Here is a 20,200-nt window from a genome sequence, read left to right as displayed (position 1 = left end):
CTCGCGCCGGCTTCCGATGACCTCGATGCCGCGATCAGCCACGCTGGCGACGACGCGCCGCAGCCAGTCCCGCCAGCAGCGGCAGCACCAGCGCCAGGCTGGCCGGTTCCGGCACCTGCGCCACGATCGAGAAGCTGTCGCCGGCCTGCATGCCGGTGGTGTCCAGCACCCAGTCGAACTGGCCGAGGTTGCCGAGCGGATTGCCGAAGTAGAAGTCGGTGGTCTCACCGTGGCTGAACTTGATTTCGGCGTTGCTGGCGGTGTGGTTCACCGAGCCGATGGTGCCGAAGCCGGCGGTCACGCTGCCGTTTGAAGCGAAGCTGATGCCCTGCAGGCCGAAGTTGAACTTCGGCAGCGACAGCAGGGTCATGTTCTTGATGATCGCGTTCATGCTCAGCGGGCCGGCCAGGTCGGCTTCTTCCAGCACGAAGTTCAGGCGCGCGCCGCTGAAGTCCATCAGCTCGAGGTCGAACGAGACCAGGCCGGCCTCGCTGTAGTCGGCCACGGTGTTGGCCGGCACGCCGGTGCTGCTGACCAGCAGCGCGGCATTGGCCGAGGTCGAAAATGCGCAGGCCACTGCAGCCGCGGCGATGAGTTTGGTGAATTGCATGTGAGTTCCCCTGTGTGTGATTGGTGGCTGCTTACAGCGGGCCTTTGCCCCACGGACCCGAGATGGCGAAGGTGATGCCCGGGGTCTGGATGTTGACGAACAGCTGGCGCCCAAGCGGGTCGAAACAGGCGCCGGCGAATTCGTTGCCGCGGCCGTCGCCGGCGAGCGAGGCCAGCTTGCCCGCGCCCTGCAGCTGGGCGGCCGTCAGGTTGACGTTGTTCTTGGCGAAGATGTAGGCGTCGCCGGCCGAGGTGATGCCCATCAGGCGCTGGCCATAGCCGAACTGGTCGGTGATGGCGCTGGACGCGTCTTCGCAGATCAGGATCGCGTTGCGCGGGCTGACCGTCAGGTTGTCGCCCATATTGCCGACCAGCGGGCTTGGGCTCGAGTAGATGCACTTCATGGTCTGGCGCGCCAGGTCCAGTTCCCAGATCGCGCCGCGGCTCACCAGGCCGCCCGAGGTGTCCATCACGTACATCTTGCCCTGGGTGTACCAGATGCCTTCGCCGCGATTCATGCGCAGCGCGCCCTGGGTCCAGCCCTGCAGGAACGGGCCGGCGGCGTTGCTGATCGCCTGGCCGTTGAGGCCGGTGGCGTTGCCGCGATTGGCGTCGGGATTGGCGATGCGCACCCATTCCAGTTCATAGGTATCGTTGACCGAGGCGGTGGCCAGGTTGACGTTGTTCACGCCCTTGACCTTGGCCATTTCCAGCACGCCACCCATGATCAGCGAGCCGGCGGCGCCGCGCTTGACGTCCGGCACATAGCGGTAGAAGCCCGACTTGCCCGACGAATCCTCGGTCATGTAGACGGTGCTGTCGGTCGGGTCGACCGCGGCGGCCTCGTGCGCGAAGCGGCCCATGCCGACGATCGGCTGGCCGCTGGTCTGCAGCGGGTCGGCCGCGACTTCGAACACGTAGCCGTGCTTCTTGCCGGCGGCGCTGACGCTGTCCGAGCCGATCTCTTCGCAGGTGAGCCAGGTGCCCCACGGGGTGATGCCGCCGGCGCAGTTCTGCTGGGTGCCGCCCAGGCTCGGGGTCATGCTGACCCAGTCGTTGTCGCGGAACACCAGGTTGGTGGTGCCGCCGCAGGAGCGGTTGCTGGAGCCGTTGCCGACGGTGCCACCGTCGTAGACGCCCGGTGCGTTGATGAAATTGCCAGCCGAACCACCGCTGATCTCATGATTGCGCACCAACACCAGTTCGGTGCTGCGGCCGACCTTGCGGGTCTGGACGACACCCATGCCGTCATGGCCGCCAGGGCACGGCTGGCCGTTGGCCATCAGGTCGCCGCGCCAGCCGAAAGTTTTATAGCTGAAGCCCGGCGGCAGTTGCAGCAGCGGCAAGCCGGTGGTCAGGTCGTTGACCGGGGCGATCGGACCATAGGGGCTGGCGATCAGCGTGGTGGCGCCGTTGGCGGCCATGGCCTGCTGGGCCTGCATCGCGGCGAAGGCGCCGACGAACGGCAGCGCGCCGGCGCCCGCGATGCCCTTGAGCAGGTTGCGTCGCGAGGACGAGATGTCGTTGTTGTTCATGTGAGCTACTCCAATCGTTGGTGTCGCCGGTGGTCCGGCCTGTCGTGTGATTGGTCGGCGCCACGCATCGGCCCGCCCGGCCCATACCACCCCCGGCATGGACCGATGCATTAAAACAAACAAAGATGTCGTTCTTGTGACAACAAAATGGCAACATTCATGCATACAAGATGCCGCGAAACCATGGCCGTGTCATGCAATGTGCATCGGCTGGTGCAGCGCACGCCTGGACGGCATGGCGCGATCAAGGGAGTAGAATCGCTGTCTTCTGCTCAACAGTTCTTGCAACACAAGACGCGACTTTCCATGAACAAGCTGGCGCTGTATTTCCGCCTGATCCGGGCCGACAAGCCGATCGGGATTCTCCTGTTGCTGTGGCCGACCCTGTGGGCCCTGTGGATGGCATCCGAAGGCGTGCCCGACTGGCACGTGCTGCTGATCTTCGTGCTCGGAACGGCCTTGATGCGCTCGGCAGGGTGCGCGATCAACGACTACGCCGACCGCGACATCGACCGCCACGTCAAGCGCACCGTCGACCGCCCGCTCACCAGCGGCAAGATCCGCGGCTGGGAAGCGGTGATGGTGGCGGCGGTACTGGCGCTGGTGTCGTTCCTGCTGATCCTGCCTTTGAATACCCTGACCAAGCAGCTGTCGGTAGTGGCGGTGGTGGTGGCCGGCACCTATCCCTACTTCAAGCGCTTCTTCGCGATCCCGCAGGCGTATCTGGGCATCGCCTTCGGCTTCGGCATTCCGATGGCCTTCGCCGCGGTGCAGAACGGGGTGCCGGCGGTGGCCTGGTGGCTGCTGGTGGCCAATGTGTTCTGGGCCGTGGCCTACGACACCGAATACGCGATGGTCGACCGCGACGACGATCTAAAAATCGGCATCCGCACCTCGGCCATCACCTTTGGCCGCTTCGACGTCGCCGCCGTGATGCTGTGCTACGGCGCGGCGCTGGCGATCGACCTCGTGTGCGGCTGGCTGCTGGGACTGCGCTGGTGGTTCGTGGCGGGCATCGCGGTGGCGGCCGGGATGGCGCTGTACCACTACTTCCTGATCCGCGACCGCGAGCGCATGGCCTGCTTCAAGGCGTTCCGCCACAACAACTGGCTGGGCGCCGCGATTTTCATTGGTGTCGCACTAGATTATGCATTGAGTTAATATTGTCTTAAATACCATTCAGTCCGGGCATGTTTACGCATGCCCGGTTTCAACGATAACTACCAAGAGGCCTTAGCATGATTCAAAAGATCCCGACCCAGACCGGCACCCGCGACCAACTGGTCAACGACCTGAAAACCGTGATCAGCGACGCCGAAGCCTGGCTGCGCAACGGCGGCCAGCTGACCGGCGACGAACTGAAGGCGGCCAAGGCCAAGTTCGAGCAGACCCTGTCCAGCGCCAAGACCAGCCTGGTCGACATCGAAGAGACCGTGGTCGAGCGCGCCAAGGCGACCGCCAAGGCCACCGACGAATACGTGGCCGAGAACCCATGGAAGTCGGTCGGCCTGGGCGCCGCGATCGGCATCGTGATCGGCATGCTGATCGCCCGTAAATAAAGGGCAATCGCCATGACCATCACCGCGACCATCGGCCGCATCGGAGCCAACCTGCTCGCCATGGTGCGCACGCGGCTCGAACTGGCGGCCATCGAGCTGCAGGAAGATACCCATCGCCTGTTCGGCTACCTGGCCTGGGCCGTGGTGGGCGCCTTTTTCGGCGTGGTCGCGGTGCTGCTGGCCATCCTGTTCGTGCTGGCGGCGTTCTGGGATACCCATCGCCTGCTGTCGATCGGCATCATGATCGCCCTGTTCGCGATCGGCAGCCTGGTCGCCATCGGCCGCGTGCGCGCCGGTCTCAACAGCCGTCCGCCGCTGCTGGCCAATACGCTGGCCGAACTACGCAAGGACGTCGCCGCCATCAAGGGAGAAGCGCATGACCAAGTCTGAACAACTGGCCGCGCGGCGCAAGCTGCTGCAGGCCGAATGCGCCGAGCAGCGCCTGCAGATGGGCCACGAAGTGGCGCAACTGAAGGCGCCGTCCGAGATGAGCGGCGCCACCGGCGTTGTGGCGCGCAACAAGGGCTGGGTGCTGGCCGGCGTCGGCCTGGGGCTGGGCTTCCTGGTGACCAAGCCGAAGTGGGTGGTCGGTGCGGTGACGGCCGGGGTGTCGGCCTATAAGCTGGCGCAGCAGGTGCTGCCGGTGCTGGGGTGGCGCAAGTTCGAGGTGCACTGAGCTCGGGCTTTTAGCCGCCTGGGTACGGTAGCGGTATGCCGGCTGAACTTGGATTCCCGCCTCCGCGGGAATGACGTGCTAAAGAACGTGGCCCATCGTTTCTATCGTGGTCCGCAACGTGAGCACGTATAGTCCGCGAAGTGAGCACGTATGGTTCGCAACGTCAGCACGTGTAGTCCGCAACGTGAGCACGTCATTCCCGCGGAGGCGGGAATCCAAGTTTGCACGCGCAGCCGATAGCGCAAACAGCACCATCAATCCTTGCCCAGCTCTTCACCCAGCTCCTGACCACGCGCCGCGGCCGCCTGCATCGCCGCGACGATCGCTTCCTTCACGCCCGCCGCCTCCATGCTGGTGATCGCCGCATGCGTAGTGCCGCCCTTCGAGGTCACGCGCTGGCGCAGCACCTCGACCGTTTCGTCCGATTGCGCCGCCAGCTGCGCCGCGCCGGTGAAGGTGGCCAGCGCCAGCTCCCTGCCCTGCTCGGCATTCAGGCCCATCTCGCGCGCCGCCTGCTGCATCGCTTCCAGGAAGAAGAACACATAGGCCGGACCGCTGCCCGACACGCCGGTGACCGCATCGATCTGGGCCTCGTCATCGAGCCATACGGTCTTGCCGACCGCGCGCATCACGGCGTCGGCCGCGTCGCGCTGGGCTGCGCTCACGCCAGCCTGCGCCGCCATCCCGGTCACGCCCATGCCGATCAGCGCCGGCGTGTTCGGCATGGTGCGCACGATGGCGTCGTAGCCGCCCAGCCAGCGCGCCAGGTCGCTGCTGCGAATGCCGGCCGCGATCGACAGCACCAGCTGGCCTTTGAGGTGCGGCGCCAGCGCCGCCGCCACCTCCCGCATCTGCTGCGGCTTCACGGCCAGCACCACCACGTCGCTGTCCTCGACACCGGCGTCGATCGCCGTGGACGTGCTGGCGCCATACTGCTGCGCCAGGCGTTCCAGCGATTCCTCTTTCGGATCGACCACGTGGATGGCGGTGCCTGCCTGCTTGACCAGTCCCGCGATCAGGGCGCTGGCCATGTTGCCGCCGCCGATGAAGGCAATTTTCATGTGCTTCTTTCGATATGCGTTAGTCGTAATGGCGTGCGCCGAAGATGGCGCTGCCGATGCGCACGATGGTCGCGCCTTCGGCGATCGCCGCATCCATGTCGCCCGACATGCCCATCGACAGGGTGTCGAGCGCCAGGCCATCGGCGCGCAATGCGTCGCTCAATTTGCGCAGGCGCGCAAAGGCGGCGCGCTGCTGCTCGCCGTCGGTGGCGCGCTCGGGGATCGCCATCAGCCCGCGCAGGCGCAGGTTCGGCAGCTGCGCCACCGCGCGTGCCAGCTCGGGCAGCTCGGCTTCGCTGGCGCCGCTCTTGCTCGCTTCGCCACTGATGTTTACCTGCAAACAGATATTCAGCGGCCCTAGTTCCGGCGGACGCTGTTCGGACAGGCGCTGCGCGATCTTGAGCCGCTCGACCGTGTGCACCCAGTCAAAGCTGGACGCGATCGGGCGCGTCTTGTTGCTCTGGATCGGGCCGATGAAATGCCACTCGACCTTCGCATCCGGTTGCGCGCGCGCGACGTGTGCGATTTTTTCCAGCGCTTCCTGCAGATAGTTTTCGCCGAACGCACCTTGTCCGGCTGCCATCGCTTCGAGCACCGCTTCCGCTGGGAAGGTCTTCGAAACAGCCAGCAATTGCACGTCTGAACGCTGCCGTCCGGCAGCCTGCACGGCGGCCTCGATTGTCGCTTCGACAGCTTGCAAGTTGGCGGCGATTATGGACATAATGATTTTCTGTGGGAAATATTTTTTAGACGAGCCGAGACGGCGCCAAGCGGCATTTGCGGCACAGGGATTATAAATGGACATTTCGGAATTACTCGCGTTCTCCGTGAAGAACAAGGCCTCGGACCTGCACCTGTCGGCCGGCCTGCCGCCGATGATCCGCGTGCATGGCGACGTGCGCCGCATCAACCTGCCGCCGCTCGAGCACAAGGACGTGCACGGCATGATCTATGACATCATGAACGACGGCCAGCGCAAGCAGTACGAAGAAGTGCTCGAGTGCGACTTCTCATTCGCCATCCCCGGCCTGGCGCGCTTCCGCGTCAACGCCTTCAACCAGGAGCGCGGCGCCTCGGCCGTGCTGCGCACGATTCCATCCAAGATCCTGTCGCTGGAAGAACTGAATGCGCCCAAGATCTTCGCCGACCTGGCCCTGAAACCGCGCGGCCTGGTGCTGGTGACCGGCCCCACCGGTTCCGGAAAATCGACCACGCTGGCGGCGATGGTGAATCACCTCAACGAAAACGAGTACGGCCATATCCTCACCATCGAGGACCCGATCGAATTCGTGCACGACTCCAAGAAGTGCCTGATCAACCAGCGCGAAGTCGGCCCGCACACGCTGTCGTTCAACAACGCGCTGCGCTCGGCGCTGCGCGAAGACCCGGACGCGATCCTGGTCGGCGAATTGCGTGACCTGGAAACCATCCGCCTGGCGCTGTCGGCGGCCGAGACCGGCCACCTGGTGTTCGGCACCCTGCACACCTCGTCGGCCGCCAAGACCATCGACCGTATCGTCGACGTGTTCCCGGCCGAAGAAAAGGAGATGGTGCGGGCGATGCTGTCCGAATCGCTGCAGGCGGTGATCTCGCAGACCCTGCTCAAGACCAAGGACGGCTCGGGCCGCGTGGCCGCGCACGAGATCATGATCGGCACGCCGGCGATCCGCAACCTGATCCGCGAAGCCAAGATCGCGCAGATGTATTCGGCGATCCAGACTGGCAGCAACGTCGGCATGCAGACGCTCGACCAGAACCTGACCGACCTGGTGCGCCGCAACGTGATCTCGACCGGCGCCGCGCGCGCCGCGGCCAAGATCCCGGAAAACTTCCTCGGCTAACTTTTCAATAGAGGCGCACGATGGAACGCGACCAGGCATCCAAGTTCATGTTCGACCTGCTGCGCCTGATGGTGAGCAAGGGCGGTTCGGACCTGTTCATCACGGCGGGCTTCCCGCCGGCGATCAAGATCGACGGGCGCATGACGCCGGTGTCGAACCAGGCCCTGACGCCCGGCCACACGGCCGACCTGGCGCGCGCCATCATGAACGACAAGCAGTCGGCCGGTTTTGAACTCACGCGCGAAGCGAACTTCGCGATCACGCCGGGCGACCTGGGACGTTTCCGTGTGTCGGCCTTCATGCAGATGGGCTGCGTGGGCATGGTGCTGCGTGTGATTACCACCGCCATTCCCAAGTTCGAAGACCTGGCGCTGCCGGACGTGCTGAAGGACGTGGTGATGACCAAGCGCGGGCTGGTGATCATGGTCGGCGCCACGGGCTCGGGCAAGTCGACCACGCTGGCGGCAATGGTCGGGTATCGCAACGAGAACAGTTACGGCCACATCATCACGGTGGAAGACCCGGTGGAATTCGTGCACCCGCATCGCAATTGCGTGATCACGCAGCGCGAAGTGGGCGTCGATACCGACAGCTTTGAAGCGGCCCTGAAGAATTCGTTGCGCCAGGCGCCGGATGTGATCCAGATCGGCGAGATTCGTGATCGCGAGACGATGGAGCATGCGATTGCATTTGCCGAGACCGGCCACCTGTGCCTGGCCACGCTGCACGCCAACAGCGCGAATCAGGCGCTGGACCGCATCATCAACTTCTTCCCTGAAGAACGGCGCCAGCAATTGCTGATGGACTTATCGCTGAACCTGAAAGGCCTGATCTCGCAGCGCCTGATTCCGAAGAAGGAAGCCAAGGGACGCGTTGTGGCGATCGAAATCCTGCTCAATTCTCCGCTGATCTCGGACCTGATCTTCAAAGGCGAAGTCCATGAGATCAAGGAGATCATGAAGAAGTCGCGCGAGCTGGGGATGCAGACGTTCGATCAGGCGCTGTTCGATTTGTATGAGGCTGATCGCATCACTTACGAAGACGCACTACGTAATGCCGATTCGGTGAACGACCTCCGACTGAACATCAAGCTCAATAGCAAACATGCGAAAGACCGCGACTTCTCGAGCGGCATGGACAAACTCGGATTAGTGTAAGCGTCACCATTCACCTGCTACCTTAGCACCGTCGTTCCCGCGAAGGCGGGAACCTAAGTTCCTCGCGCACCGCCCACGTATCCAATTCTTCCACTAACGCTTGACCCGCAAATGCCTCGGCCCCACCCGACGGCTATGTATGTTTCCGCACCGAACGTCTTTACGATAAGGCGCACTCTGCAACTGTGATTCACCGCAGCTTGCAGAATATGACCGCGCCCACCGCCACCACGCCTGACCCCGTACCTCCCCTGGACCCGGCGGCGCCAAAAAAGAAACGCCGCAGCCCCCTGCTGTCGGTCACCGCCTGGAAGCAATTCGCCGGCCTGGCCAAACCCTACTGGCAAGGCGAAGAAAAGAAAAAAGCCTGGAGCCTGCTGATACTCCTGATAATCCTGATGCTGGTCGAGACCAAGCTGGCAGTCATGCTGAACGAACAGGCCGGCGAAATGACCTCGGCGCTGGCCGCCAAGAACGGCGACCGCTTCTGGAGCGCCGTGAAATTCTGCCTGCTCACGCTGGCATTCGCGGTACCGGTCTACGCGTTCTACTATTACATGCGCGACGTCTTCGCCAACGGATGGCGGCGCTGGCTCACCAGGCGCTTCCTCACGGGCTACCTGAACGGCCGCAAATACTACGAACTCGATGCCGACAAAGACATCGACAATCCCGACCAGCGCATCAGCGAAGACATTAACACCTTCACCGGCAGGTCGATCCACTTCCTGTTGATTTTCATCGGCTCGATCATGCAACTGGTAGCGTTCAGCGCCGTGCTGTGGTCGATCTCGCACGTGCTGGTTGGTGTGCTCGCACTGTATGCGACCATCGGCACCGCGATTGCCCTCTATGTCTTCGGCAATCCGCTGATCCACCTGAACTTCTGGCAGCTGCGGCGCGAAGCCGATTTCCGTTTCAGCCTGATTCGCATGCGCGAAAACGCTGAATCAATCGCGTTCTACCGCGGCGAAGAACAGGAACGGGCACGCATCCATCACAAGCTCGACAAAGCGATCCACAACTTTGCAAAGCTGATCAAGAAGCAGCGCAACCTGAACCTGTTCCAGCGCACCTTCAGTCAGCTCACCCTGGTGCTGCCCGGCGTGATCCTGGCCGGCGGCGTGCTGTCGGGCGAACTCGAAGTCGGACGCGCGATCCAGGCGGCCGGCGCTTTCACCGCCGTGCTCGGCGCCGTCGGCGTCATCGTCGACAACTTCGAAAGCCTCAGCCGCTTCATCGCCGGCATCGACCGCCTGCAAGCCTTGTCACGGCTGGTACTGGGCGATGCCGCGCCTGCCGTCCCTGGCGAAGACAAGCACCCGCGCATCCAACGGCAGCTGGGCAAGCACCTGATGCTGCAATCGCTGACCCTGCATCCGCCGCAATCCGACCGCGTACTCATCAAGGAACTGAGCCTGACGCTCAAGCCGGGCGATGCGCTGCTTATTACCGGCGACAGCGGTTGTGGCAAGAGCTCGCTGCTGCGTGCGATTGCGGGACTGTGGCAGACGGGCAGCGGTACGATCCATCATCCGCAGATGGAACAGTTCTTCTTCCTGCCGCAGCAACCTTATCTGCAGTCGGGCACGCTGCGCAGCCAGCTGATCTATCCGAGCGCCCAGTCGCCGCTCAGCGACGCGCAGTTGCTGGCCATTCTGGAACAGGTACACCTGCCGCGTCTGGCCGAGCGCGTTGGTGGTCTGGATGCCGTGCGTGACTGGGACAAGCAGCTATCGGTCGGCGAACAGCAGCGACTGGCCTTTGGGCGCGTGCTGGTGCATGCGCCGGACATCGTCATCCTCGACGAAGCTACCAGTGCGCTCGACAGTGCCAATGAAGCCGCGTTGTACACCTGCCTGCGTGCGAGCGGGACGACGCTGATCAGCATCGCGCACCGGCCGGCGGTGCTGCGACACCATACCCATGTGCTGCACCTGGAGGGCGAGGGAAAATGGGAACTCCTCGATGCGGTCGATTATCGGTTCGATGGCGGGCTTGGCGATCCGGTTATTGGCCAAGCGCACTTTCAGCCAGAGCGGCAGGCGTCAGGCATGGCGGTGGCCGAGTTCTCGGCAGCGAGCAACGGTCGGACTTTGGTCGAACTTTAAAGCAGTGTGCGGGCGATCCAGCACGTTATTGAAAGTCGCCGGATCAGTGTCGAAAATTGGACGCGCAGTAATTAAACCTATTGTCCAGTTCGTGTCCGCTTTTCGGCACTGCCCGGCATTGCCCATAAGATGTCGGGTTAGCCATCTCAACAGTAAAAACTATAGAATTGGCGATCATGGCCTGAAATAAAGAAAATTTATCTCTTTAGAAAAGCTATAGCCTTACCGAATAATAAAGAGCTTTTGCCATACCCTTTGCTCTTCCCTTAATTTCCTGCTGATCCCATTTGTCTGAATTTAGGAGTGCGGCTCCCAGTGGATAATTTATTTCACGCAAAAAATTTATTTTTTCAACCGGATCTTTTGACGCTAAATTCTCTGCGTTTGTTCGGCTGTCGGTTAATATAAGATTCCCAATATTTCCAACCAACTCCTCACTTACCCCTTGCCGAATCTTCGTCTCAGGCAATAAATGTTCAATAGTAAGGCTCTCATGTTGAATATTTAATCCGTTGGCATTTTCCCCAAGTTGTTTCGATAATGCATATTTAACAACTGGTTTATTTTTGGTTAAATTGGATAAATAATTCAGTGCAACAAACTTAACTTCGAATTCTTCAAACCCTGGAATTTTTCTTTTAAGAGATTCGAATAAACTATTTAACGTTGATTGAATTTCTGCTTCAGAAGATGCTTTCGTCAACTTTATAGCAAAATTAGAGTATGTTGTTGCAATAGTTCCAGACGATCTTTGAGAAGTTATGGCATTGAATACAAAATGAAAGAATTCGATTTTTCTTAGAGAATTCTTAAGATTTTTGAGCGAAAGTCTGCCATCTTCGTAGCTTCGGAGTAATGCAAGAATCATTGAGTATTGTTGCTTCACCTTGAAAGTATTTAAAGCAATCAATGATTCTTTTATTTCGTGTTCTTCCTTACTCCATTTGGCTCGACTCGGATGTAATAACTTGCAATAGATCGTCGCTACTTGAACCAACTTCTTTAACAAAATTGCTGCGTTACCATCTTCAGTGGATACATACTGTGATATCTCAGAGAATAATTTTTTATCCGTTGTATAGGCATGCTCGGAAATCCAATAATGCAGTAAAAAAGCATCCAAAATATCTGAATCATTAGTATCGTCGAATTTTTTCACTAGGCTATTCCAAGATTCCTTGGGAGAATCCAATCTGCTATTTGCAGATTTCATCTTTTTAAGCAACAAATTCTTAACGAGATCAGAGGTTTTTAAATCTCGCCCCCGAGCGTTTAATGTTTCAAATATCAAATACGCATCCTCTTCATTATCAAGCTGAATAAATACCAGCTTAAGCGACAGAATTTTATCGCGCAAAACCTTTAATTTTTCAATGGCTTCTGGATTCAGATCAGAGAAAAGATTAGACTGGCTATTATCGAGTGATAGCGGAATAAAGCTGACCAGCTTGTTAGTTATCAATTCAAAAGCCAGCTTCAAATTCTGTTCTTCAACGCCGACTTCGCAGTCAATATCTAATCCGTGAAAGCTTTGGATGTGATCCTGTAGATAAGGGAACGATGTCTCCGCATGAATCACAAATTCTTCTGAATTTTCAATATTAGGCTTTTCGATATATTTATGCACCCCTTTGGCCAGATTCGCCTCACCCAGTGCATTAAATGCATTGCGTACCGCCGCTAACATTAATGTTATTGTGGTAAGTCGCTGCTGACCATCAACTATACCAAAATATGGTTTTCTGGACTGATAGACAACCATAGATCCAATGAAGTAGTTTTCCGTAGCTTCATTTACAACATCATTCCAAAAATTTTCTACCTCATCACGCTCCCAAGAATACGGGCGTTGGAAACGAGGGATTTGAAAGTATCCAAGGGAGAAAATGTCTTGAATTTCTTTGTCATGCGCTTCTATTTTCATTTGATTTATATCAATGCCGTCAAAACTACGGGATAGGTTATGATCGCATTGGTGAATAATTGAAGTTTTTTAAATCACCACCTATACGTTCATACTGAAAATTTAAAACCGCGACTCCAACGTCACCCTCCCCATCGCATACCCCTCGCTATAACTCGTCCTCCGCAACGCCCCACCCTCATCCACATACGTCGACTCCGACACCCCATCCGTCCTGAGGAGATTGCTCACCGCAAACCGCACCTGATACTTCGGCGCCACCTTCCACAACGCATACACATCCAGATCCCGCCGCACGCTCTGATACCGGAACTGCTCCACATTCACCCGCGTCGGCACGCTGCTATTGAACGCAAAGCTCGCCCCCGTAGTCAGCTTGCCGTCTTTCGTGCGATAGTCGACACCCAGATTGGCCGACAACGGCGTCTGCCGATCCAGCCGGTTATCCGGCCCCGGCACCGCATCCACGCTCGACCAGTTGCGCGACACGCTCGCCCGCAGGTCCATATCCGGCACATCCTTCAGCACCGCCGACAGCGGAAACTTGGCCTCCAGTTCCAGGCTGCGCGACACCGCATCGCCATCGTTGATCGGCGTCTGAATCCAGCGCCCCTCCTCGAACACCAGCCCCTGCCTCGTGTAGTCCTCGATACGCCGCACCGACACGCTGGCCGACAGCAGCGCCTTCTCCGCCCAGTAATGCTCGTACGACGCGTCGATACCGGTCGCCAGTTCCGGCTTCAGATCCGGATTGCCGCGATAATCGGGTTCGGTCTGGCTGTTGTTCGGCGTGGTAAAACGGCGCGGGATCAGGTTGTTGGCCGCCGGCGCCTTGAAGGTGCGGGTCAGCGCCAGGCGCACCTGGTCGCGGCTGTCCGGCAGCTTGTACAGCGTCTGCGCCAGCGGGCTGAAGACGCTGGCGCGGTTGGTGGCGGTGTCGAAGGTATTGCCCTCGGTGGTGGTCTCGATGCCTTCCCAGCGCAGGCCCGCGTACATCGACCACTGCTTGCTGATGTTCCACTCGTCCTGGATGAACAGCGCCAGGCGCTCGATGGTGGCGTCGGCGCGTTCGTCCGAATCGTTGCGCGTGCCGCGCAGCGGGAACAGCTCATTCTCTGCCCGGCCGTCGTCACGTTCGGTATAGCCAGCATCCCAGCCCATCGACAGCGCATGGTCCTTCTTCCACGGCGTCGAGTACTTGCCGACGCTGGTCACGCCGCGTTCGTCGGTGTCGCTCAGCACCGTGGAGTCGCGCGCCAGGCGATCGGTGTTGTAGTCGAACTCGCGCCAGGTGCCGCGGTTGCGCGAGCCGTTGACGCCCAGTTTCAGGTCCAGCTTGGCGCCGTCTTCCAGGTTGTGCACCCAGTTCAGGTCCGAGCGCGCCAGGCCGCTGGTGCCTTTGCTATTCATGTCGCGCACGTCGTACAGCGGCGCAGGGCCGAGCAGCGTGTCGGTGACGGCGTCGCCCTGGTAGTTGTTGCGGTTGTAGCTGAACAGGGTCTGCCAGCTGATCGTGTCGCCGTTCTCCAGCGTCCAGTTCAGGCGCGGCGTCAGGTTGATGCCTTTCGGGCTGCCGCGATCCTGCTGCTCGGTGCGGCTCGCTTGCGTTACAACGCCTTGCGGATCGGTGCGCACGTCGTCGAACGGCGACGGACGGTCGAAGTTGTAGCGCCAGAAGCTGGCGCCGAGTGTATACGACAGCTTGCCGGCGCGGTCCGACAGCTGCACGCTGGCCGCCGGGTTGCTCGCTTCTTCGCTCTTGCCGTAGCCGACGCGCACTTCGCGCTGCGCGGTGCGCACGGTGCGCTTCAGGACGATGTTGATGGTGCCGGCGATCGACTGGGTCGAGAACTCGGCGCTGGCGGCGCGCAGGATCTCGATGCGCTCGATCACGTCGGGCGACAGGTCGTCGATCGAGAAGCCGGCCGGCGCGCGTTCGCCGTTGATCAGGATTTGCGTGTAGCCGCTACCCAGGCCGCGCATGCGGATCTCGCCGCCGCCACGTCCGCCGCCGCCGGCGACGGTGATGCCGGGCAGGCGCTTGAACACGTCCAGTATCGAGGTGTCGCCATAGCGCTTGATCTCTTCGTTCGAGACCACGATCTTGCTGGCCGTGTCGTCGCGCCGCGGGTCGTAGCTGTTGGCGCCGCCCTTGACCTCGACCGTCTGGATGGTGTCGGTAGTGGTCTTGGGCTGCGCCGACGCTGGCGCGGGAGGGGTTACGGGAGCGGGCGCGGACGGGGTATCGGTCTGGGCAAACGCTGGGAATGCAGTGGCGAGGGACAATGCGAGGAGTGTTGGGCGGAGCATCGAAAACCAGAAGGAGGAACGAAGGTGCCGTATTCTGGCATAGGCCGATCACGCTCAACTCATGGTTGTTCAAATATTTATACCGCATAAAAAACGGCAGCCGAATGGGCTACCGATTTGCGATACCGCCTGTATTTACCGGAAGCCAGGCCCCATGCCGCCACCCGGCGGCGGCCCCATTCCGGGACCGCCAGGACCACGCAGTCCGCGCTGGCCGCCGTTGCCGAAACTGCCGAAGCGGTACGACAGGCCGACGAACACGCGGCGTCCTTCCGGCCAGCGAACGCTGTATTCGCGCAGCAGGTCGGTCTCGGTGATCGACTCGGACTTCTGCGAATCGAAGACGTCGTTGATGTTCACCACCAGGCTCAATGCCTGGCTCAGGTTGCGGCGATAGCTGATGTCGGCGCTGCGGGTCGGCTGGCGATAACCTTCGCCGAACAGCGTCTTGCCCTGGGCGTTGAGCACCAGTTGCAGGTTGTTGGTCGGGTTGATCTGGTAGGCGATGCGCGCGCGGCCGCTCAGGGACGTGGCGTTGCGTTTCTCGCTGGTGTTGGCGGTGCCCAGCACCGACTGTTCGGAGTAGCCCAGGTTGCCGCTGGCATTGATGGTCAGCTTCGGCGTGGCGCGGCCGCTGAAGGTGAATTCGAGGCCGCCCGAACGGCTGCTGCCCTGGTTCTCGCGCGTGGTGAGCAGCACGGTGTCGGAGATGAAGTAGCGGCGCTCCGAAATCAGGTCGCTGTCCTTGCGCGCATACAGGCGCACGTTGGTCTCGACGGTTCCCAGCTTGGTCTCGAGACCGAGCTCGATCGAGTCGGTGGACGTCGGCTGCAGGTTCGGGTTGCCCGACGAGACGTTCAGTTCATCGCGGTAGATCACGAACGGATTCAGGTCGCCGGCGCCGGGACGGCGGATGCGTTTCGCGTAGCTCAGGCGCAGCGCGGTGGTGTCCGACAAATCGTAGGTCAGGAAGGCGCTCGGGATCGCGTCGAAGTAATGGTTGCCGGCCTGGATGTTGGTGGTCACCTGGTCCAGATCGAGGTCGGTGTACTCGCCGCGCAGGCCGCCCAGTACGCCCCACTTTTCGCCCAGGCGCATCTGGTACGTGCCGTACAGGGCGACCGTGGTCTCGTCCAATTCGAAGCGGTTGGTGCGCTGCGGGTTGATGCTCTCGCCCAGCGAGGCCGGGTCGACGTTCAGAAAGCGCGTGTCGATGGTATTGCTGTTGCGCGCCACCTTGTAGCCGAGTTTGAGCACGCCGGCCTCGCCCGGACGCTCGTAGTCCCCGGTGAAGTCGATCACGCGCGTTTCGTTCAGGTTGTCCTGGCGCGTACGCGCGTCAAGCGCATTCGCTGGACGCACGGTGTAGTCGTTGGCGTAGCGGATGTCAGTGTCCGAGGTCGAGCCGGACACGCGCAGGTCGAGCTTGAGCACCTCGCCCGGCAACTCGCCCTTGTGGTCCAGCCGTCCGCTGACGGCGTAGTTGCGGGTGTTCGCGTCGCGCACGCTGCTGCGCAGGTATTCGCTGTCGACCAGGCCGTCCAGGCCCGTGCTGCGATAGCGCTCGCTTGACGCGCCGTCGTTGGAGGTGGCCGAGAAGCTGGCGGTGGCGGCCAGCACGTCCTTCTGGCCCAGGTTGTAGCTGAACGAGCCGTTGAAGCCGGCAGAGTCGGTGTCGGTGTCGCTGTGCGAGGACTGGGTGCTGTGCGCCACCGCGCCGGTGCGCGGGTCGATGCGGTCGCGCGTGGTCTCGCCTTCCGAGCCGCGGCTGTCGCGGCGTCCGTACAGGCTGCCCTGCACGCTCATGCGGCCGGTGGTGTAGCTGCCGAAGCTCGAAGCATTGAAGCGTCCTTCGGTACCCTTGTTGGCATTGACCGCGGCGAAGCCGCCCGGCGTGCGTTCGCGCCGCATCACCAGGTTGATGATCGGGCCGCCGCCGCCTTCGTTGCCGAACTGGGCGCCGGGGTTGTTGATGACTTCCACCGATTCCAGGTCGGCCGCCGGCAGCGCGCTCAGGGCGGCGGCGCGGTTCTCGCCCTGCATCATGGCCGACGGCTTGCCGTCCACCAGGATCTGCACGTTGCTGCGTCCGCGCAGGGTGACGTTGCCGTCGGCGTCGACCGCTACCGACGGCACCTTGTTCAAGGTGTCGGCCACGGTGTCGTTGGTCGAGGCGGTGTCGCTCTTGACGTCGTAGGCCTGGCGGTCGATGCGGTTCGACGAGCGCGCGGCGCTGACGGCGACGGTGGACTGGACCGGCACTTCGGCCACCTGCGCGGCTACCTGCGCCGCGACTTGCGCGGCGGCTTGGGGTTCGACGGCGGTGGTGGCCGTGGCGGCGACAGTTGGCGAGACGGGCCCGGTTTGCTGGGCGGCGGCGAGGCCTGGAGCGAGCAGCGTACCGGCGACGATCGGGGCAAGCAGTAATACGGACTGGCGGAGAACTGGCATGGAGCGTGGATAAGGCTGGTCAATTTGAACGAGCGTGATTGTCGCATGCGCCCGCTTCGAAAATTGTTAAGAAATGCTAAGGGCCAACAAATGCAACAGTTGTCCCGCATTTGGATGGCATGCATATGTGCGCGACGATACGTGCGGCCGCGTGTTGTCGTAAACTCCACTACCTATAACAATGGAGAGAGAGAGATGGATGTGTTTGATTTCAACGCGATCAGCCTCGATGGCAGGCCGGTCGAGATGGAGCAGTATCGCGGCAAGGTGCTGTTGGTCGTAAATACCGCCAGCGCCTGCGGCTACACGCCGCAATACGCGGGGCTGGAAGAACTGCAGCGGCACTACCAGGAGCGCGGTCTGGTGGTGCTGGGCTTTCCCTGCAATCAGTTTGGGCACCAGGAACCGGGCAGCGAGGCCGAGATCGGCGCATTCTGCGAAAAGAACTACGGCGTCAGTTTCCCGATGTTCGCCAAGATCGACGTCAATGGCGAGAACGCGCATCCGCTGTTTCGCTATCTGAAGGGCGAGGCGCCGGGCGTATTGGGGACAGAGTCGATCAAGTGGAACTTCACCAAGTTCCTGATCAATAAGGATGGCGCGGTGTTCAAGCGCTATGCGCCGCAGACCGAGCCGGAAGAATTGAGCCGCGATATCGAAATCCTGCTGGCCCGCTGATTCGACCTGTTATCTGGAGCGGGGTCGCGTGTAACGACGCCCGCTTCAGTCCTCGACTACCTTCTGCAGGATCGCACCCATCTGCGCCTGCGCGATCGGGTCGCCCTTGGCGGCGGCGCGCGCGATCCACATCATCCCCAGGTTGTCGTCCTGGTCCACGCCCTGGCCTTCGATATGGCAGCGGCCCATCAGGCGCATCGCCGCCGCATGCTCCTGCTTTACGGCCGCCTCCAGCCAGGCGACGCCCTGCTTCAGCTTGTGATGCGAGATGAACAGCAGCGCCAGGTCGGTCTGCGCTTCGGCGTTGCCGCCGTCGGCGGCCTGCACCAGGGGATAGTCGTCCGCGCCGAGCGGGATCAGCATGTGCGGCTTGATCGAGTCAAATTCCACCATCGACTTGCCGGCGGCGCTGTTGGTGTCGCGCCTGACGGAGCCGTCGGCGAAGCGGCGCCAGAAGGTGCGTTCGCTCCATCCGGTCAGGGTCATGGCGGTGGCGATGTTAATGAACTGCATGGCACTCTCATTCTTTTGCCACATGGCAATCAAAATACGCTGCCAGGATTCTGGCAGACTCAACAGCACTGACAGGTGGCAGGGGTTTTTCGGTGCCAAATGGCTGGCACGGCCGTAAAAATGCGTTCTTGACAACGAAAAATGGGGATTTCAGCCTGGCACAGCTATTGCTCTAAGTAAAGTACAGCCAACCCGGCTCACGAAACATCATCCACTCGGAGAATCTCATGAAATTCGCACCAATGAAGCAGCAAGCACAAAAAGGTTTCACCCTGATCGAACTGATGATCGTTGTTGCGATCATCGGTATCCTGGCCGCAGTGGCGATCCCAGCTTACAGCGACTACACCGCGAAAGCAAAAGTCAGCGAAGCAGCATCGATTTCGGGCCCAGCACGTCTGGCAGTTGCACAGGCATTCAACGAAGGCTCACTGTCTTCCACTACGACTAACGCGACGCTGAATCTGCCAGACGCAACTGCAATCACCAGCAAGTACGTAAAGTCGGTCACTGTAACCGCTACCTCCGCAACTGCAGGTGTTGTGACCGTCGCAATGCAAGGTTTCAACAGCACTACTTTCGATGATAAGACCGTTGTGTACAACATTACCTGCGTCGAAGGTGCTCAGTGCACGACCAAGTATCCTGAAACCATCACCACTGCAATGGTTCCAGCGAAGTACCTGCCAAAGCTGTAATCATCTAGTATGTGTGGAATCGGTTTAATCACCGATTCCCGCCGGCCCGTTCGCTAAGCGACCGGGCCGTTTGTTATTCCAGCTTTTTGTAATAAGGGCTGGAAGCATGGATGGGATATTGTGCAACGATAGGCAACATGCGCTGCGCTACGGCGCGATAGCGATCACCTCGTCGCCCGGGAGCGGCCGGCAATCCGGTCCGAGCTGCTCCCAGCCGCGATGCACCACTACCCGCCCCTCGTCGTGGCACAGCTCCACGCGCTGGGCCTGCGGCGCATGGCGCCGCACGAAGTCCTCGATCGAGGTCGGCACGCTCACCTGCAGCGCCAGCGCATGCAGGTCGTCCACCGGATGGTCGGCCACGTGCACCAGCGGCACGAACTGCCCGGCGAACATCATCCAGTGCGACGGTATTCTCACTGGCCCCGCCGTGTAGCCCTGCTCGCGCAGCCAGGCCTGCGCATGTTCGCGCGTGCCGCCATGCGCGCCATCGTGTCCATCGAAGCCGCCCCATGCGCTGGCGATCAGCTCCGCCACCCACTGGTTGCAGTTCTGGTAGCGGGTGCCGAAGGCGTACGCGTTGGCGCTGTACTTCCCGGCCAGCAGCTGCAGCGCCAGGCGCTTGTCGGCGGCGGCGCGTTCGAGCAGTACGCTCTCTTCATCGGGCAGGAACACCAGCGAGACGTGCCCGCGGCTCGGCGCTTCGGCGCCGAGCGTGAAGCCGGCCACGCCCTGGTCGAACAGGTGCGGACGCGCGTCGTCGCAGGCGTAGTACAGCTGGCGCACGGCCCACGGGCCGCCCGGATTGTCCCGGAGCGCGATGCCGGCGTGCGAATACAGCAGGCCGAAGCGGCTCAGGTCGAGCCCCGCGCGCGCGATCAGCGCCACGCGCGCGCCGGAGCGCTCCAGCTCCTGCTTGACCACGCCGGCGAAGCGCAGCACGCGGTCCTGTTCGGCGGCGGTGATCTTGCTGGTGCGTTCGCAGAAGTCGGGCATGCCGGCCGCCGCGCCGGCGCTCGCGCACAGCGCCAGCGCAGCCAGGGCAAGCCTGGATGCAGCTACGTGGAATGGCATCAA

At 61.1% G+C, this 20,200-nt stretch carries 18 protein-coding genes; 9 read left to right on the top strand and 9 right to left on the bottom strand.

The features are described from left to right. Positions 1-34: 34 nt before the first annotated feature. On the bottom strand, positions 35-610 hold the full coding sequence (locus QPK27_RS11145; protein ID WP_290418303.1) for a PEP-CTERM sorting domain-containing protein: 576 nt from the start codon (positions 608-610) through the stop codon (positions 35-37). A gap of 31 nt (positions 611-641) precedes the next feature. Continuing rightward, complete coding sequence (locus tag QPK27_RS11140; protein ID WP_290418302.1) at positions 642-2,144, bottom strand: PhoX family phosphatase; 1,503 nt, start codon at positions 2,142-2,144, stop codon at positions 642-644. Between the two features lie 306 nt (positions 2,145-2,450). On the opposite strand from QPK27_RS11140, the gene ubiA reads away from it, so the two are divergent. The 4 genes from ubiA (at position 2,451) to QPK27_RS11120 (ending at position 4,379) form a co-directional block, all read left to right on the top strand. After that, positions 2,451-3,305: a 4-hydroxybenzoate octaprenyltransferase gene (gene ubiA / locus QPK27_RS11135; RefSeq protein ID WP_290418301.1), complete on the top strand. Its 855-nt coding sequence runs from the start codon at positions 2,451-2,453 to the stop codon at positions 3,303-3,305. 77 nt (positions 3,306-3,382) lie between these two features. Continuing rightward, positions 3,383-3,703, top strand: a complete 321-nt coding sequence (locus QPK27_RS11130; RefSeq protein WP_290418300.1) for a YqjD family protein — start codon at positions 3,383-3,385, stop codon at positions 3,701-3,703. 12 nt (positions 3,704-3,715) lie between these two features. Further along, positions 3,716-4,093 (top strand): phage holin family protein, encoded by a 378-nt coding sequence (locus QPK27_RS11125; protein ID WP_290418299.1) that lies wholly within the window; start codon positions 3,716-3,718, stop codon positions 4,091-4,093. Then, the gene (locus QPK27_RS11120) at positions 4,080-4,379 is read left to right on the top strand and encodes a hypothetical protein (RefSeq protein WP_290418298.1); all 300 of its coding nucleotides are present in this window, start codon (positions 4,080-4,082) and stop codon (positions 4,377-4,379) included. The genes QPK27_RS11125 and QPK27_RS11120 overlap by 14 nt, the downstream gene beginning before the upstream one ends. 254 nt (positions 4,380-4,633) lie before the next feature. Here the strand turns inward: QPK27_RS11120 and proC are convergent, their stop codons facing one another. Both proC and QPK27_RS11110 read right to left on the bottom strand, forming a co-directional pair. After that, positions 4,634-5,440 carry a pyrroline-5-carboxylate reductase gene (proC, locus tag QPK27_RS11115; RefSeq protein WP_290418297.1) on the bottom strand — a complete coding sequence of 269 codons (807 nt, stop codon included), beginning with the start codon at positions 5,438-5,440 and terminating at the stop codon, positions 4,634-4,636. A gap of 19 nt (positions 5,441-5,459) precedes the next feature. Next, positions 5,460-6,161, bottom strand: a complete 702-nt coding sequence (locus QPK27_RS11110) for a YggS family pyridoxal phosphate-dependent enzyme (RefSeq protein WP_290418296.1) — start codon at positions 6,159-6,161, stop codon at positions 5,460-5,462. A 76-nt stretch (positions 6,162-6,237) separates the two neighbouring features. Here QPK27_RS11110 and QPK27_RS11105 point away from each other — a divergent pair, with 76 nt between their 5' ends. From QPK27_RS11105 to QPK27_RS11095, 3 genes are all read left to right on the top strand, one after another. Further along, entirely contained in the window at positions 6,238-7,281 is a 1,044-nt protein-coding gene (locus QPK27_RS11105; protein WP_290418295.1) for a type IV pilus twitching motility protein PilT, read from the top strand. A gap of 20 nt (positions 7,282-7,301) precedes the next feature. Then, complete coding sequence (locus tag QPK27_RS11100) at positions 7,302-8,438, top strand: PilT/PilU family type 4a pilus ATPase (protein ID WP_290418294.1); 1,137 nt, start codon at positions 7,302-7,304, stop codon at positions 8,436-8,438. Between the two features lie 209 nt (positions 8,439-8,647). After that, entirely contained in the window at positions 8,648-10,549 is a 1,902-nt protein-coding gene (locus tag QPK27_RS11095; RefSeq protein WP_290418293.1) for an ABC transporter ATP-binding protein/permease, read from the top strand. Positions 10,550-10,763: 214 nt separating this feature from the next. Here QPK27_RS11095 and QPK27_RS11090 read toward each other — a convergent pair whose 3' ends face one another. The 3 genes from QPK27_RS11090 to QPK27_RS11080 all read right to left on the bottom strand — a co-directional run bounded on the left by QPK27_RS11090 (position 10,764) and on the right by QPK27_RS11080 (position 17,234). Further along, complete coding sequence (locus tag QPK27_RS11090) at positions 10,764-12,473, bottom strand: DUF262 domain-containing protein (RefSeq protein WP_290418292.1); 1,710 nt, start codon at positions 12,471-12,473, stop codon at positions 10,764-10,766. A 102-nt stretch (positions 12,474-12,575) separates the two neighbouring features. Continuing rightward, entirely contained in the window at positions 12,576-14,759 is a 2,184-nt protein-coding gene (locus tag QPK27_RS11085) for a TonB-dependent siderophore receptor (protein ID WP_290418291.1), read from the bottom strand. Between the two features lie 159 nt (positions 14,760-14,918). Then, the gene (locus QPK27_RS11080) at positions 14,919-17,234 is read right to left on the bottom strand and encodes a TonB-dependent receptor domain-containing protein (protein WP_290418290.1); all 2,316 of its coding nucleotides are present in this window, start codon (positions 17,232-17,234) and stop codon (positions 14,919-14,921) included. 195 nt (positions 17,235-17,429) lie between these two features. Between QPK27_RS11080 and QPK27_RS11075 the strand changes: the two genes are divergently transcribed. Continuing rightward, the gene (locus QPK27_RS11075; RefSeq protein WP_290418289.1) at positions 17,430-17,912 is read left to right on the top strand and encodes a glutathione peroxidase; all 483 of its coding nucleotides are present in this window, start codon (positions 17,430-17,432) and stop codon (positions 17,910-17,912) included. Between the two features lie 45 nt (positions 17,913-17,957). Here QPK27_RS11075 and QPK27_RS11070 read toward each other — a convergent pair whose 3' ends face one another. Next, a complete protein-coding gene (locus QPK27_RS11070) occupies positions 17,958-18,425 on the bottom strand; it encodes a tetratricopeptide repeat protein (protein WP_290418288.1) in 468 nt (155 codons plus the stop codon). Positions 18,426-18,652: 227 nt separating this feature from the next. Here QPK27_RS11070 and QPK27_RS11065 point away from each other — a divergent pair, with 227 nt between their 5' ends. Further along, the gene (locus tag QPK27_RS11065) at positions 18,653-19,123 is read left to right on the top strand and encodes a pilin (protein WP_290418287.1); all 471 of its coding nucleotides are present in this window, start codon (positions 18,653-18,655) and stop codon (positions 19,121-19,123) included. A 147-nt stretch (positions 19,124-19,270) separates the two neighbouring features. Here QPK27_RS11065 and QPK27_RS11060 read toward each other — a convergent pair whose 3' ends face one another. Further along, complete coding sequence (locus tag QPK27_RS11060; protein ID WP_290418286.1) at positions 19,271-20,197, bottom strand: DUF2145 domain-containing protein; 927 nt, start codon at positions 20,195-20,197, stop codon at positions 19,271-19,273. Positions 20,198-20,200 lie beyond the last annotated feature (3 nt).

This window comes from Massilia sp. YIM B02443 (genome assembly GCF_030411955.1).
Classification (GTDB): Bacteria; Pseudomonadota; Gammaproteobacteria; order Burkholderiales; family Burkholderiaceae_D; genus Telluria.
The sequence above is the reverse complement of the archived record's forward strand: the minus strand, read 5'-3'. Positions and strand labels throughout refer to the sequence as shown.

What these genes read in the sequence shown, in the direction of transcription:
- QPK27_RS11145 (WP_290418303.1), bottom strand. Translation starts at nt 610, where the DNA reads ATGCAATTCACCAAACTCATCGCCGCGGCTGCAGTGGCCTGCGCATTT.
- QPK27_RS11140 (WP_290418302.1), bottom strand. Translation starts at nt 2,144, where the DNA reads ATGAACAACAACGACATCTCGTCCTCGCGACGCAACCTGCTCAAGGGC.
- ubiA (WP_290418301.1), top strand. Translation starts at nt 2,451, where the DNA reads ATGAACAAGCTGGCGCTGTATTTCCGCCTGATCCGGGCCGACAAGCCG.
- QPK27_RS11130 (WP_290418300.1), top strand. Translation starts at nt 3,383, where the DNA reads ATGATTCAAAAGATCCCGACCCAGACCGGCACCCGCGACCAACTGGTC.
- QPK27_RS11125 (WP_290418299.1), top strand. Translation starts at nt 3,716, where the DNA reads ATGACCATCACCGCGACCATCGGCCGCATCGGAGCCAACCTGCTCGCC.
- QPK27_RS11120 (WP_290418298.1), top strand. Translation starts at nt 4,080, where the DNA reads ATGACCAAGTCTGAACAACTGGCCGCGCGGCGCAAGCTGCTGCAGGCC.
- proC (WP_290418297.1), bottom strand. Translation starts at nt 5,440, where the DNA reads ATGAAAATTGCCTTCATCGGCGGCGGCAACATGGCCAGCGCCCTGATC.
- QPK27_RS11110 (WP_290418296.1), bottom strand. Translation starts at nt 6,161, where the DNA reads ATGTCCATAATCGCCGCCAACTTGCAAGCTGTCGAAGCGACAATCGAG.
- QPK27_RS11105 (WP_290418295.1), top strand. Translation starts at nt 6,238, where the DNA reads ATGGACATTTCGGAATTACTCGCGTTCTCCGTGAAGAACAAGGCCTCG.
- QPK27_RS11100 (WP_290418294.1), top strand. Translation starts at nt 7,302, where the DNA reads ATGGAACGCGACCAGGCATCCAAGTTCATGTTCGACCTGCTGCGCCTG.
- QPK27_RS11095 (WP_290418293.1), top strand. Translation starts at nt 8,648, where the DNA reads ATGACCGCGCCCACCGCCACCACGCCTGACCCCGTACCTCCCCTGGAC.
- QPK27_RS11090 (WP_290418292.1), bottom strand. Translation starts at nt 12,473, where the DNA reads ATGAAAATAGAAGCGCATGACAAAGAAATTCAAGACATTTTCTCCCTT.
- QPK27_RS11080 (WP_290418290.1), bottom strand. Translation starts at nt 17,234, where the DNA reads ATGCCAGTTCTCCGCCAGTCCGTATTACTGCTTGCCCCGATCGTCGCC.
- QPK27_RS11075 (WP_290418289.1), top strand. Translation starts at nt 17,430, where the DNA reads ATGGATGTGTTTGATTTCAACGCGATCAGCCTCGATGGCAGGCCGGTC.
- QPK27_RS11070 (WP_290418288.1), bottom strand. Translation starts at nt 18,425, where the DNA reads ATGCAGTTCATTAACATCGCCACCGCCATGACCCTGACCGGATGGAGC.
- QPK27_RS11065 (WP_290418287.1), top strand. Translation starts at nt 18,653, where the DNA reads ATGAAATTCGCACCAATGAAGCAGCAAGCACAAAAAGGTTTCACCCTG.
- QPK27_RS11060 (WP_290418286.1), bottom strand. Translation starts at nt 20,197, where the DNA reads ATGCCATTCCACGTAGCTGCATCCAGGCTTGCCCTGGCTGCGCTGGCG.